The sequence below is a fragment of the Intrasporangium sp. genome (assembly GCF_051961875.1).
In the GTDB taxonomy this organism is placed as follows: Bacteria; Actinomycetota; Actinomycetes; order Actinomycetales; family Dermatophilaceae; genus Intrasporangium_A.
Map to the genome: position 1 here is coordinate 1 of NZ_JBQCCV010000243.1, position 13,810 is coordinate 13,810.

At 71.1% G+C, this 13,810-nt stretch carries 12 protein-coding genes; 9 read left to right on the forward strand and 3 right to left on the reverse strand.

Annotation, left to right across the window (positions count from 1 at the left end; translation table 11 throughout):
* The 4 genes from ACTHJJ_RS14410 to ACTHJJ_RS14425 all read left to right on the forward strand — a co-directional run.
* Positions 1 to 801: DNA-processing protein DprA (locus ACTHJJ_RS14410; RefSeq protein ID WP_440303630.1), on the forward strand; the 801-nt coding region annotated here is incomplete at its 5' end.
* A 42-nt stretch (positions 802 to 843) separates the two neighbouring features.
* Positions 844 to 1,785 carry a tyrosine recombinase XerC gene (locus ACTHJJ_RS14415; protein ID WP_440303631.1) on the forward strand — a complete coding sequence of 314 codons (942 nt, stop codon included), beginning with the start codon at positions 844 to 846 and terminating at the stop codon, positions 1,783 to 1,785.
* Between the two features lie 102 nt (positions 1,786 to 1,887).
* Positions 1,888 to 3,051, forward strand: coding sequence for a pyridoxal phosphate-dependent aminotransferase (locus ACTHJJ_RS14420; RefSeq protein ID WP_440303632.1), 1,164 nt, complete (start codon positions 1,888 to 1,890; stop codon positions 3,049 to 3,051).
* Positions 3,052 to 3,152: 101 nt separating this feature from the next.
* Positions 3,153 to 3,698 carry a M23 family metallopeptidase gene (locus tag ACTHJJ_RS14425; RefSeq protein ID WP_440303633.1) on the forward strand — a complete coding sequence of 182 codons (546 nt, stop codon included), beginning with the start codon at positions 3,153 to 3,155 and terminating at the stop codon, positions 3,696 to 3,698.
* 66 nt (positions 3,699 to 3,764) lie between these two features.
* Here ACTHJJ_RS14425 and ACTHJJ_RS14430 read toward each other — a convergent pair whose 3' ends face one another.
* A complete protein-coding gene (locus ACTHJJ_RS14430) occupies positions 3,765 to 5,690 on the reverse strand; it encodes a DUF6541 family protein (protein WP_440303634.1) in 1,926 nt (641 codons plus the stop codon).
* 323 nt (positions 5,691 to 6,013) lie between these two features.
* Between ACTHJJ_RS14430 and rpsB the strand changes: the two genes are divergently transcribed.
* The 4 genes from rpsB (at position 6,014) to ACTHJJ_RS14450 (ending at position 11,231) form a co-directional block, all read left to right on the forward strand.
* Positions 6,014 to 6,907, forward strand: a complete 894-nt coding sequence (gene rpsB / locus ACTHJJ_RS14435) for a 30S ribosomal protein S2 (RefSeq protein ID WP_440303635.1) — start codon at positions 6,014 to 6,016, stop codon at positions 6,905 to 6,907.
* 36 nt (positions 6,908 to 6,943) lie between these two features.
* A complete protein-coding gene (gene tsf, locus ACTHJJ_RS14440) occupies positions 6,944 to 7,774 on the forward strand; it encodes a translation elongation factor Ts (protein ID WP_440303636.1) in 831 nt (276 codons plus the stop codon).
* Positions 7,775 to 7,913: 139 nt separating this feature from the next.
* Positions 7,914 to 8,609 (forward strand): response regulator, encoded by a 696-nt coding sequence (locus ACTHJJ_RS14445; RefSeq protein ID WP_440303637.1) that lies wholly within the window; start codon positions 7,914 to 7,916, stop codon positions 8,607 to 8,609.
* Positions 8,610 to 8,612: 3 nt separating this feature from the next.
* Complete coding sequence (locus ACTHJJ_RS14450) at positions 8,613 to 11,231, forward strand: DUF4153 domain-containing protein (protein ID WP_440303638.1); 2,619 nt, start codon at positions 8,613 to 8,615, stop codon at positions 11,229 to 11,231.
* Positions 11,232 to 11,293: 62 nt separating this feature from the next.
* Here ACTHJJ_RS14450 and codB read toward each other — a convergent pair whose 3' ends face one another.
* Both codB and ACTHJJ_RS14460 read right to left on the reverse strand, forming a co-directional pair.
* Complete coding sequence (gene codB, locus ACTHJJ_RS14455; protein ID WP_440303639.1) at positions 11,294 to 12,580, reverse strand: cytosine permease; 1,287 nt, start codon at positions 12,578 to 12,580, stop codon at positions 11,294 to 11,296.
* Positions 12,577 to 13,077 carry a nucleoside deaminase gene (locus ACTHJJ_RS14460; RefSeq protein ID WP_440303640.1) on the reverse strand — a complete coding sequence of 167 codons (501 nt, stop codon included), beginning with the start codon at positions 13,075 to 13,077 and terminating at the stop codon, positions 12,577 to 12,579. Before ACTHJJ_RS14460 ends, codB begins: the two co-directional genes overlap by 4 nt.
* 132 nt (positions 13,078 to 13,209) lie before the next feature.
* Between ACTHJJ_RS14460 and ACTHJJ_RS14465 the strand changes: the two genes are divergently transcribed.
* A partial coding sequence (locus ACTHJJ_RS14465) for a PucR family transcriptional regulator ligand-binding domain-containing protein (RefSeq protein ID WP_440303641.1) occupies positions 13,210 to 13,810 on the forward strand: 601 nt, incomplete at its 3' end.

Genomic DNA, 13,810 nt, shown 5'->3' on the forward strand with positions numbered 1-13,810 from the left:
TCCGTGGCGGTCGTCGGGGCACGAGCGGCGACGTCGTACGGCAGCGGGCAGGCCTCCGAGATCGCGGCCGGCCTCTGCGTGGCAGGCTGGACCGTGGTCTCGGGCGCTGCCTACGGGATCGACGGCGCGGCCCATCGTGGAGCACTCGCGGTCGACGGCCTCACCGTCGCCGTCGTGGCGAGCGGCGTCGACCGGGTCTACCCGGCTGCCCACGAGGTGCTCCTCCGGCGGATCGCCGAGACGGGCTGCATCGTCTCCGAGGTGGCCCCCGGCAGCGCACCGATGGGCACCCGCTTCCTCTCACGCAACCGGCTCATCGCGGCGATGACGTCCGGGACCGTCGTGGTCGAGGCCGGCCTGCGTTCCGGGTCGCTCCAGACCATGAACCGGGCGTCGCAGCTCAACCGTCCTGTCGCCGCGGTCCCCGGCCCGGTCACGTCCATGACGTCGGCGGGGTGCCACAACGCCATCCGCAACCGGGACGCGACTCTCGTCACGAGCGCCGCCGAGGTGATCGAGCTGGTGGGCCGAATCGGCGAGGCAGCGCTGGCCGAGCCGCGCGAGGACAGCCGGCCGGAGGACGACCTGGATCCCGAGGAGGCCCGGGTCCACCAGGCGCTGCCCCGCAGCGGCGGGATCGAGCTCGATGCCCTGCTGAGCGCGACGGCCCTGACGCCGATGGTGGTCCTCGCGGCCCTGACCCGACTGGAGGAGCGCGGGCTGGGCGTCAAGAAGGACGGACGGTGGCGCAAGGCCCCTCGCCGGAGGCGCGAGGAGGGCGGCATCGCCGCCACTCGTTGACCGGTGCTTGTGGTCATTGCGGCGGTTTGCGAAGGTGCGGTGATGAGCGAGGACGGAGAGGCAGCCGAGCACGCCCTGCTGGCGCGGTCTCGCGACGTCGTCGACGCGTTCGCTCGGCACCTGCAGGCGGAGCGTGGCCGGTCCCCGCACACGGCCCGGGCCTACGTCGGTGACGTGCGGCACCTGCTCACCCACCTCGGCAGCCAGGGGATCGAGGAGCTGCCCGAGATCCGCCTGGCCGACCTCCGGTCCTGGCTCGGGGCACAGGCCGACACCGGGGCCGCCAGAGCAACCCTCGCGCGCCGCGCCGCCGCGGCCCGCACCTTCTTCAGGTGGGCCGAGCACACCGGCCGCATGCCGGCGGATCCCTCCCTGCGGCTCGTCGCCCCGAAACGCACGACCGCGCTGCCCGGGGTCCTCAAGCAGGCCGAGGCCGGCGAGCTGCTCGACCTCGCCGCGGTCCGTGCCGACGATGATGACCCGATCCACCGCCGCGACCGGGCCATCCTCGAGCTGCTCTATGCGAGCGGGATCCGGGTCGGCGAGCTTGTCGCTCTCGACGTCGATGACGTCGACCAGCGGCAGCGCACCGTGCGGGTCATGGGCAAGGGCGCCAAGGAGCGGGTCGTGCCCTTCGGCCTACCGGCCGCCCGTGCGATGGAGGAGTGGCTGCGTGTGCGGGGCCGGCTGGTCGGGCCCCGCTCCGGGCCGGCCCTCTTCCTCGGCCGCCGGGGCGGACGCGTCGACGCGCGGCAGGTGCGCGCACTGGTCCACGAGCTGCTGTCCCACCTGCCCGATGCGCCCGACCTCGGTCCGCACGGCCTGCGGCACAGTGCAGCCACCCACCTGCTCGAGGGCGGTGCCGACCTTCGGATGGTCCAGGAGCTGCTCGGCCACGCCAGCCTCGCGACGACCCAGATCTACACCCACGTGTCGGTGGACCGGCTGCGGAAGAGCTACCAGCAGGCGCACCCGCGCGCGTGACCGCCGTGGGGCGGCCGGCGCCAACCGACCGACCGTCCCCCAAGGTCGAGGAGGCGCCCCGCGTGCCCCGGGCCTGCGAACGGGCTGGGTAGGGTCGACGACATGGATCTGCCGCTGGTCTCCCGCATGTGTCCCTTCGGCGAGACGATCTTCGCCGAGATGTCGGCCCTCGCCCTTCAGACCGACAGCATCAACCTCGGGCAGGGCTTCCCGGACACCGACGGCCCGGTCGAGATGCTCGCCGCGGCGAAGGCGGCCATCGACAGCGGGCGCAACCAGTACCCTCCGGCGGCCGGTGTACCGGAGCTGCTCGCGTCCATCTCGGCGCACCAGGAGCGGTTCTACGGGCTGCGGGTCGACCCGCGCACGCAGGTCCTCGTGACGGTCGGGGCGACGGAAGCCATCGCCTCCGTGATCCTCGCGCTGTGCGAGCCAGGGGACGAGGTCGTGACGTTCGAGCCCTACTACGACTCCTACGCGGCGAGCATCGCTCTCGCGGGAGCGACCCGCCGCACGTCGGTCCTGCGCTTCCCCGACTTCGCCGTGGACGAGGCGTCGCTGCGGGCCGCCTTCTCCGCGAAGACGCGGCTGGTGCTGCTCAACACCCCGCACAACCCGACGGGGAAGGTGTTCACCCGGGCGGAGCTGGAGCTGATCGCCTCGCTCGCCCAGGAGCACGATGCATGGGTCGTCACCGACGAGGTCTACGAGCACCTCGTCTTCGACGGACTGGAGCACATCCCGATGGCGACCCTGCCCGACATGTTCGAGCGCACCATCACGATCTCGTCCGCGGGCAAGACCTTCTCGGCGACGGGATGGAAGGTCGGCTGGCTGTCCGGACCTGCCGAAGCAGTCACCGCCGCCCGCACCGTCAAGCAGTTCCTCACCTTCGTCGGATCCGGTCCGTTCCAGCCCGCGGTCGCGCTCGCGCTGGGTCTCGGTGATGACACCTACGTGCGGCTGCGCGAATCCCTCCAGGGCAAGCGAGACCTGCTCTGCGCGGCGCTCGAGGAGGCCGGCCTCACGATCAGCCGTCCGGCCGGGACCTACTTCGTCATCGCGGACGTCAGCCCGCTCGGTGCCACCGACGCGGTCGCCTTCGCCCGGGACCTGCCACACCGGTCGGGAGTCGTCGGTATCCCGGTGAGCGTCTTCCATGACGACCAGGACGCGGCCCGCACCTTGCTCCGCTTCGCCTTCTGCAAACGCGACGAAGTGCTCATCGAGGCGAGCCGCAGGCTCCACTCTCTGGGCAGGCAGTAGGCAGTCGGCCCTCTCCACATCCGCTCGAAAGCGTCGTCCGGCCTCCACAGGTGCTGCGCTGCCCGTTCCGGCAACGAGGGGACGGCTCCTAGCCTGCAAGGGTGTCGCTCGCATCGTTCACCACGGCGGTTGCCGCGCTGGGCCTGGCCGCCGCGGCGGCCGCCGGATCGATGGAGGCGGCGGCACCGCCGGCACATCCGAACGCGCCTACTGCCACCGGAGCCACTCCCGCGAGGAGCGCCTGGTCCTGGCCGCTGGATCCCGCCCCGAGCGTCGTGGCGGCGTTCGACCCGCCCGATCAACGGTGGGGTCGCGGCCACCGTGGAGTCGACCTGGCCGCCACCGTGAACCAGCCGGTGCTGTCACCTGCCGACGGCAGGGTCAGCTTCGCCGGCACCATCGCCGGACGAGGTGTCGTGGTGATCGCCCACGAGGGCGGCCTGCGGAGCACGTTCGAACCGGTACGGGCCCAGGCCGAGGTGGGCACGGCGGTCCCTGGGGGAGGGGTCGTCGCCGTGGTCGACGACACCCCAGGGCACTGTGCGCCCTCGACCTGCCTCCACTGGGGCGTCCTGCGGGGCGAGACCTATGTCGACCCGCTCAGCTTCCTGACGCGACGACCGATCGTGCTGCTGCCCCTCGAGTGAGGGCAGGGGAGTGGAGTGCCCCGTCGACCGGGGAACGGTGCCCACGGGGCGGCCACGGGCCGGTACTCAGGCCGGGCCGCAACCGGTGATCCGGTACAGCGTGTACTGGCCGACCGTCTCGACCTTCTCGACGCCGTCGACCTGGTCGAGATGCATCAGCCCGGACGTGAGCTCCGGCCGGTCGAGCCAGTACGTGTGCGACGACCCGATCGCCCAGCGGACGTTGTTGCGCGCCAATGCCGCGCACACGTCGGGACGGTGCGCCATGTCGCCGAAGCCAGTGCCGATGAGGAGCCCGTCACCGGAGGCCGGGATCGGGATCGACCGGTAGAGCGTGTCGGTGCCGAACAGCGCCCACATGAGCGGCGAGCCGTTCTCGGGGCGGCCCACCACGGCCTGGCCCGGAGGGATCTGCTGTGCGATCCGGGCGAGCGATGCGGTCTCCTCCTCGCTCAGGATCACCCGCTCCGGCTGGGTCGGCCAGAAGAAGTTGTGCAGCAGCCGGTAACGCGTCGACCCATGGAGGACGACGGTGAGCGCCGGGATCAGCGCGACGGCCAGAGCGGCGGCGAGCAGGGGCTCTCGTCGCACGGAGCCGAGCCGGTGCAGTCCTTGCTGCAGGAGCAACCGCACCATCGGGGCGGACCCGGCGACCAGCACCACCCCCGGCACGGCGGCGAGCGATGCGAGCCGGACCTTGTCGCTGTACCAGTAACCGGTGATGAGCGAGGTCCATGAGGCGGTCGATGACGCGGCCATCACGTAGAGGCCGACGCAGGCGAGCCACATCGCGACGATCGGGATCGCCTGGCGCGCGCGCCAAAGCACCCAGCCGATGCCGAGGGCAAGGAGCGCGAGGAGCCCCCACAGCACCGGGAAGATCATGAGTCGACCGCCGACGACCTCGCCGAGCGCTGACCAGATCGAGACCTGGCCGGTCCATGTGTACGCCTGGGTGGCGGCGAGGCGCGACGACACGAAGGGCGCGCCGACGATCGCGACCGCCACGACCACCGCCACCGCGGCGAGGTCACGCGCGACGGTGCTCCACGGCTGGTGGTGCAGGACGCCGGCCCGCAGGCGCGCCGTCGCGAACCAGACGAGCGCGAAGACGACGAGCGAGACGAGGACGTTCGGGTGGACCAGCGCGAGGCCCGGTAGCGACACCGCGAAGGTCAGCACCTTCCCGATGTGTCGGCTTCGCGCTGCCTGCAGCATGAGCGCGAGGGCGGCGGGGGTCATCGCCGTGCCCATCATGTTCGGCCAGAGCACCCCCCAGCCGAGCAGCGTCGTCGGGAAGGCCAGGAAGGCGGCGGAGGCGAACCCCGCGGCATACGTGACGAGCAAGGACTTGCCGAGCGCGTGCCGCACCAGGGCGACGCACCCGACCGGCCAGACGACGGCGGCCAGCACGAGCGTCGCCACGTTCGTGCCGGGCAGCACCGGCGTCCCGAGCATCATGAGCCCGGTCCCCACCCACGTGTGGAAACCGTTGGGGTAGAACGTCGGGTTGAAGAGCGAGAAGTCGCCGGTCTCCAGATAGGTGCGGATCCGGTTGAGGTGGTAGACGGCGTCCGGGGAGTCGACGAGGCTGTCCGGACGGCCGACGGCGGGCAACATCGTGGCAAGGGCGATCGCCACGCCGATGAGGCACGCGACGACGACGTCGGGACGGGGCCGCCCCAGCAGTCGACGCCTCAGGTGGAGCTCAGGGTCGCGGCCACCGCGCGACCGCGCGAGCCACCCACCGACGAGCCATGCGACGAGCACCGACAGGGCGATGCACGCGAGGACGACCGGCCACGTCCACCGGATCCCGAGCCGGCTCGCCACCGTGCTGAACCCCGCGAGCACGCCGACGGTCACGGCCGGTGAGATCGCCACGGCCTCGACGCCGCGGGAGCCGAAGGCACGCACGACGAGCCAGCCGGGCACGAACGCGAGGGCGACGAAGACGACGAACACCGGGATCGCCGCGGTCCAGCTGGTCAACTCGTCCTCGTCCTCTGATGTTGTGTAGGGGGGCGGCGTCCATTGTTGTCCACCTCGCTGATTTCCCGTGCATGGCCACCTCGTCGTACGATGGTGGGCGGTCCGGTGCGCCCTCGGGTGGCCGGATCAAAATTCGCGCGTCTTCTGCCGGCCGCTCCTCGGAGCGACCGGGGCGCACCACGGCAGTCCCGGCCTCGCCGGGTGGGGTGCGTACAGGCGCCAGGAGTGAGGCGTATGCCGCCGAGCTCGGTCCGCGTGTCGGGTCGGGTCCGCGCGGGGTCCCTCACGCAGAACTGAAACCACCACCACAAGGAGAACACGGCATGGCCGTCGTCACCATGCGCCAGCTCCTCGAGAGCGGCGTCCACTTCGGGCACCAGACCCGTCGTTGGAACCCCAAGATGAAGCGCTTCATCATGACGGAGCGCAATGGCATCTACATCATCGACCTGCAGCAGTCGCTGACCTACATCAACAGCGCCTACGACTTCGTCAAGGAGACCGTGGCCCACGGCGGCACGATCCTCTTCGTCGGCACGAAGAAGCAGGCGCAGGAGCCGATCGCCGAGCAGGCGACCCGGGTCGGGATGCCCTACGTCAACCACCGCTGGCTCGGTGGCATGCTCACCAACTTCCAGACGATCTCCAAGCGCCTCTCGCGCCTCAAGGAGCTCGAGGAGATCAACTTCGACGACGTCGCGGGCTCCGGCCGGACGAAGAAGGAGCTGCTCATCCTCAAGCGCGAGAAGGACAAGCTCGAGAAGACCCTCGGCGGCATCCGCTCGATGAGCAAGGTCCCGTCCGCCGTCTGGATCGTCGACACGAAGAAGGAGCACCTCGCCGTCGACGAGGCCCGCAAGCTCGGCCTGCCCGTGATCGCCATCCTCGACACGAACTGCGACCCCGACGAGGTCGACTACAAGATCCCGGGCAACGACGACGCGATCCGCTCCGTCACCCTGCTGACCCGCGTGGTCGCGGACGCCGTCGCCGACGGCCTCATGCAGCGTTCCTCCGGGGGCCGCTCGGGCGCCGAGGCGACGACGGAAGAGCCGCTGGCCGAGTGGGAGCGCGAGCTCTACGCCGACCAGGCTCCGGCTGCTGAGGCGCCCGCCGCCGAGGTTCCGGCTGCTGAGGCCCCGGCCGCCGAGGTTCCGGCTGCTGAGGCCCCGGCCGCTGAGGCGCCCGCCGCCGAGGCTCCGGCCGAGCAGGCCTGACCCGACCGCATCCGTCCCGAAGAGGAGCACGAACACATGGCGAACTACACCGCCGCTGACATCAAGGCGCTGCGCGAGAAGACCGGCGCGGGCATGCTCGACGTCAAGAAGGCTCTCGACGAGGCCGAGGGCGACCAGACCAAGGCCGCCGAGATCCTCCGCGTCAAGGGCCTCAAGGGCGTGACGAAGCGTGAGGGTCGCACGACCTCCAACGGCCTCGTCGCGGCCTCGGCCGCGGACGGCGTCGGCACCCTCGTCGAGATCCTGTGCGAGACCGACTTCGTCGCCAAGGGCGAGAAGTTCATCGACCTCGCCGACCAGGTCCTCGCCCAGGCCGTCGCCAGCAAGGCGACGAACGCCGAGGAGCTGCTCGCGAGCAAGACCGAGGACGGCAAGACCGTCCAGGACCTGCTCGACGACGCCAACGCGACGATCGGCGAGAAGATCGAGATCAAGCGCGTGGCTCGCCTCGAGGGCGACAACGTCGTGTCCTACCTCCACAAGACGAGCCCCGACCTGCCAGCGCAGATCGGTGTCCTCGTCGCCGTCGAGGGTGGCGACGACCAGGTCGGCCGCGACGTCGCGATGCACGTCGCCGCCTTCTCGCCGACCGTCCTCTCGCGCGAGGACGTCCCGGCCGAGACCGTCGAGAACGAGCGTCGTCTTGCCGAGGCCACCGCCAAGGAGGAGGGCAAGCCCGAGGCCGCCCTGCCGAAGATCGTCGAGGGCCGCGTCAACGGCTACTTCAAGGAGAACGTCCTGCTCGAGCAGGCCTTCGCGAAGGACCCGAAGAAGACCGTCGGCAAGGTCGCGGATGAGGCCGGGGCCAAGGTCACCGGCTTCGCCCGCTACCGCGTCGGCCAGTGAGGCGCTGAGCTCCACAGTACGGAGGTATGCCGCTCACCCAGCTGGGTGGGCGGCATACCTTTTGGTGGGGCGGGGATCTTCACAGGATCTCCAGAGGTCACGCCACGTTCTCGCACCCACCGCCTCCTAGGCTCGAGTCATGGCTGAGGAGCGGAGTGAGGGTGCGCGACTGCTGGTCGTCGAGGACGACCGCACGATCCGCGAAGCGTTGACCGAACGCCTTCTCGCAGAAGGGTTCTCGGTGTCTGAGGCAGCCGACGGGCCAAGCGCGGTGGCGATGTTCTCGGAGTGCGAGCCCGACCTCGTCGTCCTCGACCTCATGCTGCCCGGCTTCGACGGCCTCGAGGTCTGTCGCCGGATCCAGGCCGAGCGTGCCGTGCCGGTGCTCATGCTGACCGCCCGCGTGGACGAGACGGACGTGCTCGTCGGCCTCGGCGTGGGCGCCGACGACTACGTGACGAAGCCGTTCTCGATGCGCGAGGTGGTCGCCCGGATCCGTGCCCTGCTGCGTCGGGTGGTCCGGGCCCGCGAGCTGGCCGGCACCAGGCAGCCGCTGCGGACACTCGGCACCCTCGTCATCGACGCCTCGACCCGCCGCGTCGAGAGTGAAGGGGTCGAGGTCCACCTGACCCCACTCGAGTTCGACCTGCTCCTCGCCCTTGCCGACCGGCCCGGGACGGTCCGGGGGCGCGACGACCTGCTCCGGGAGGTGTGGGGCTGGGCCGAGCCGGGCCGGACCCGGACCCTCGACAGCCACGTCAAGGCGCTGCGCTCGGAGATCGGGCCGGAACGGGTGCGAACCGTCCACGGCGTCGGCTACGCCCTGGAGGTGTGAGCGATGGCGACGTCCGTGTCGGAGCATCCCATCGACCTCGACCGTCCTCTCGAGGGCCTCGGCTCCATCAAGGCGAAGCTCGGCCTGCTCGTCGGTGCCAGCATCGTCGTGGCGGCCCTCGTCAGCCAGGTCGGCGACCGGGCGGGCGTGCCGCCGTGGCTCACGGTGCCCGTCACCATCGTCGCCGCGCTCGGCGTGACGCAGTGGCTCGCTCGAGGGATGACGGCGCCCCTGCGCGAGATGACTCGGGCCGCGACACGCATGGCCGGCGGTGACTACAGGCAGCGCGTGACGGCGACGTCGGACGACGAGGTCGGCCGCCTCGCCCGGGCCTTCAACGCCATGGCCGACGACATCGCCAGCGCCGACCGTCAGCGCCGTGAGCTCGTGGCCATGGTCTCCCACGAGGTCCGGACGCCGCTCGCGGCCCAGCGCGCCCTCCTCGAGAACCTCGCCGACGGTGTAGTCCGGGAGCCCGAGGTCGCCCTCCGGCGGGCGCTGGCCCAGTCCGAGCGTCTGAGTGACCTGGTCACCGACCTGCTCGACCTCAGCCGCATCGAGGGCGGGGTGGTGCCCCTGGACCTGGGCCTGGTCGCCGTGGCGGAGCTGCTCGAGCACGCCGTGGGTGAGCCGTCCTCACGCAGCCAGCAGGTGCGCGTCGAGACGACCGTCGAGCCCGCCGACCTCGTTGCCCGCGCCGACCGCGCTCGGCTGGTCCAGGTGGTCATGAACCTTGTCGACAACGCGGCCAGGCACAGCCCGGAGGGCGGCGTCGTCCGGGTCCGGGCAGGTCAGGCACGGCCCGGGCACTGGTTCCTGGAGGTGGCGGACGACGGTCCCGGCATCCCCCTCGAGCGATCGTCCGACGTGTTCGCGCCCTTCGGGACGTTGGACCGCGCTGGGGGAGGCACGGGGCTCGGCCTCGCCATCGCTCGCTGGGTCTGTGAGCTGCATGGCGGCTCCATCGACCTGGTCCCGACAGAGCCCGGCGCGAGCGGCACGCGGGTCCGGGCGGACCTGCCGCTCGAGCCGCCCGTCCCCGCCGGCAGCCCTGCCCCTGCGGCCGGGGTGGCGCCTGCCATCGCCCCTGAGCGGGCAATTCCGGCGGCCGTCCCGTCCGGCGGTCCTCCCGTGGCCGTCCCCGACACAGAACCAGACGCGACAGGAGCGTCCTCACCGTCGTTCGTCGAGGGCCTCTTCGGTCCGCTCTGGCCAGAGCGTGGGCTGGGCCCGACGCGCTTGGCGCTCTTCGGCTCGCTCGGGATCGGCTTGGTGGGCGCGGTGGTGCTGCCCTACCGCCCGATCGGCCTGGCGGTCCTCCTCGTCCTGCTCCTCAGCGGCGCTCTCGTCCTGTCCGTGTCGCCGCGGCGCTCGCGCCCCTGGACCGTCGCCTCCGCGGTTCTCTGCCTCGTCCTCGCCTCGCTCGTGGTGGTCCGTGCCGCCGAGTGGCTCGTCGTGCTCGCGCTGTTCGTGGTCGGGTTCCTCGTCACCACGGCGCTCACCGACGCCCGGCGCATCATCGCCGTCATCGCTGGACCGGTTGCCTGGGTGCTGGCCGGACTGCGCGGCCTGCCCTTGCTGCGACGGACGCTCGCGGCCCTGAGCTCCCACCGGCTGCTCTGGCCCGTGGCCCGCACGCTGGCCATCTCCGTGGTCGCGCTCGTGGTCTTCGGCGGGCTCTTCGCGACTGCCGACCCGGTCGTCGGCACGTGGGCCACGCAGCTCGTGCCGGACCTCGGATGGGCCAGTGTGGTCCTGCGCGTCTTCGTCCTCGTCGTCGTCGGCGGCATCGTGCTCGCCGCCTGCTACCTGGCCATCAACCCGCCACCACTCGACGCCGTCCAGCTCCCCGAGGCGCGGCGGGTGACCCGGTCGTGGGAATGGCTCGTGCCCGTCGGTGTCGTCGTGCTGACCTTCCTCGTCTTCGTCGTCGCGCAGGCCTCCGTCATGTGGGGCGGGCACGACTACGTGCGGCGCACGACCGGACTCACCTACGCCGACTACGTCCACCAGGGCTTCGGGCAGCTTACCGTGGCCACGCTGCTCACGCTCGTCACCGTCGCGATCACCGTGCGCAAGGCGCCGCGCCGCACGGCCAGGGAGCGGCTCCTGCTCCGTCTCGTGCTCGGTGCGCTTTGCGTGCTGGCCCTCGTCGTGGTCGCCTCGGCCCTGTTCCGCATGACGGTCTACCAGCAGGCCTACGGGTTCACGGTGCTGCGCCTCGTCGTGGACGCCTTCGAGATCTGGCTGGGTGTCCTCGTCGTCCTCGTGCTGCTCACATTCGTGCGGCTCCAGGCCCGCTGGCTGCCGCGCGCGGCGCTCGTGTCAGCAGCGGTGGGGGTCCTCGTGCTGGGCTGGATGAACCCGGAGGCGTGGGTCGCGCAGCACAACATCGACCGGTACCGCAGCACGGGGAAGCTCGATACGGCCTACCTGTCGACGCTCGGCCCGGACGCCACCCCCACGATCTTGTCGGGACTGCCACCCGGGCTGGCCGCGTGCTCGGTGCCGAATTCCGAGCCGACCGGTGACGTGCTCTCCTGGAACCTCGGCCGAGCCCGGGCGTCCGAGGCGCGGGCGAGCGGCGACCAGCACACGACGACCCTCGTCGGCTGCCCGTGACGTGCATGGCCGGGGCCGCCCACCTGCAAACGGTGGCCGGCCCCGGCACGGACCCATGTGGGTCAGCGGCGGCGCTGGGGCAAGCGCGGCAGCAGCATCGTCAGCACGACCGCGACGGCGATACCGATGAGCGGCGGGATGCCGACCTCGGCTCGGCTGGACAGCCAGGCCGCCAGGCTCGCGATCGCGTACACGGCCACCGTCCCCGGCTCCACCGCGGGCGGGCGCCGATCCGGGTCGATGCCGTGGCGCCAGCGGACCAGGAAGTCACCGATGATGACGCCGCCGAGCGGGGGGATGAAGACGCCGAGCAGGACGAGGTAGTCGATCAGGTGGTTCTGTACCCCGGTCAGGGCGAGAACCGTGCCGATCAACGACCCCCAGAGGATGAAGGGTGTCTTGCGTGGCTTGTCGAACAGCTCGGCTCCGGCCACCCCGAACGCGTAGGCCGTGTCGGCGTTGGACTTCCAGAGGTTGCCGAACAGCAGGAACAGGCCCCAGCCGACCAGACCCAGCTGGTAGAGGACGAGGACGAAGTCGCCTTCACCGAAGGTGATGGCCCCGACGGCGCCGAAGAAGATCATGAGGCCGTTGCCGATCAGGAACCCGATCAGGCAGGCCCAGACCGCCTGGCGGCCGTTCCGCGCGAAGCGGGTCCAGTTCGGCGACTGGGTCCCGGCGGACACGAACGTGCCGACGACGGTGGTGATCGCGACGGCGACCCCCATCGAGGCGCTCGGCTCGATGGCTGACATGCCGGAGAGGCCGCCGACCTGCTCGAACGAGCGGACCATGACCCAGACCGCGAGGATCAGGATCAGTGGGGTCGACACGAGCGAGACCCAGTACATGCCCCGGTAGCCGTAGCAGGCCGTCACGCACATCAAGACGCTCGTGACGACCATGATGGCCGCGCTGGCGGACCAGGACTGCCAGCCGAACGCCTGTGCCGTGAGGTCGCCGATGGTGCCGACCACGACGCCGTACCACCCGATCTGCGTCCCGCCGAGCAGGATGGAGGCGAGCTTGGCCCCCCGGGTGCCGAAGGTGTGCCGGGCCATGACCACGGTCGTCAGGCCGGTTCGCGCTCCGACCCACCCCATGAGCGCCACATACGCCCCGAGGATCGCCGAGCCGGCGAGGATGACCAGGAGGAGGTCGGTGAAGCGGAACGCTGGGCCGAGCGAGGCTCCGGCAAGCATCGTCGGGGTGAAGATCGTGAAGCCGAGCAGGACGACCGACACCGAGAAGAAGCTCTTGCGTGCATGAGCCGGAACCGGGGTGACGGGGTAGTCCGGATCGATGGGCGGCTCTCCCGAGGACGGGGCGACGTCGAGGCGGGAGGTCATCCCTCCTCCCCGATGTCCTCGAACCAGATCTGGGGCCGCTCGGCGATCATCCGCTGCATCAGGGACCGGCAGGTCGCGTCTCCGACGACGTCGACCTGCGTGCCCATCGAACGCAGCCATGCCTCCGAGGCCTGGAAGGACTCGTTCTCGCCGACGACGATCCTCGGGATCTCGTAGAGCACCGAGGTGCCCGCGCACATGTAGCACGGCGACAGCGTCGTGTAGAGCGTGCTCTCGCGGTACACACTCGCCGGCAGCCGGCCGGCGTTGTCGATGCAGTCCGTCTCACCGTGCCGGATGGGGGAACCGAGCTGGACGCGCCGGTTGCGACCGACTGCGATCGCCCGGCCCTTGTGCACGAGGGCCGCCCCGATCGGGACCCCGCCCTCGTCCCAGCCGATCTGGGCCTGCTCGATGGCCAGGCCGAGGAAGAAGGCGTCGAGCTCTTCAGGACTGCAGTCCGGCGGTGGGGCGGGCAGCGGATGGGACACGGTCACGGGTACCTCCTCGTTGAGGGAACTGGGTGTGATCAACTCCACTGGCTTCGTCACACCCCCACAAGAGACGCCCTGTCTTGCTCAGCAGCACTTCCCATGGACGTTTCGTCCGGTCGCGGCAAGGGTGGTCGAATGCTGCCGACCCTTGACGAGGTGCTCGCCCTGCCGGCGTTCGTCGCGGCCGACCACGAGGTGCTGGTGGGCCGGGCCGGCGACGTCGTCGTCCGGTGGGTGCACTCCTCGGAGGTGTACGAGATGGGCGGGCTGCTCGCGGGCGGCGAGCTCCTGCTCACGACAGGACTCGGCCTCGAGGGCAGGAGCGAGGACCAGATCGCCAGGTACGTCGACCGGATCGCCGACTCGGGCTGCGCAGCGGTGGCGTTCGAGGTGGGGCGGTCGTTCCTCGAGATCCCACCGGTCATGGTCCGGATTGCTCGTGAGCGTGGCCTCGGCCTCGTCGTGCTCCGCGAGGTGGTGCCGTTCCATCGGATGGTCGAGGAGTTCCACGAGCTGCTGGTGCGGCGGAAGGTCGGGGCGCCGCGGGGGAGCGAGCCGGCCTGGCAGGAGCTCATCGGGCTCGTCGCGGCCGGCCAGGGGATCCAGACCCTGCTCAACGCCACTGCCAGGCTCGCGGGCTGTCCGGTGGGTGTCGTCGACCTCGACGGCCGCGGCCTGCACCGCAGCGCGGAGGTCGGTCTCCCGCCGCGGCCGACGGCCTCCTTCCACGTCGAGG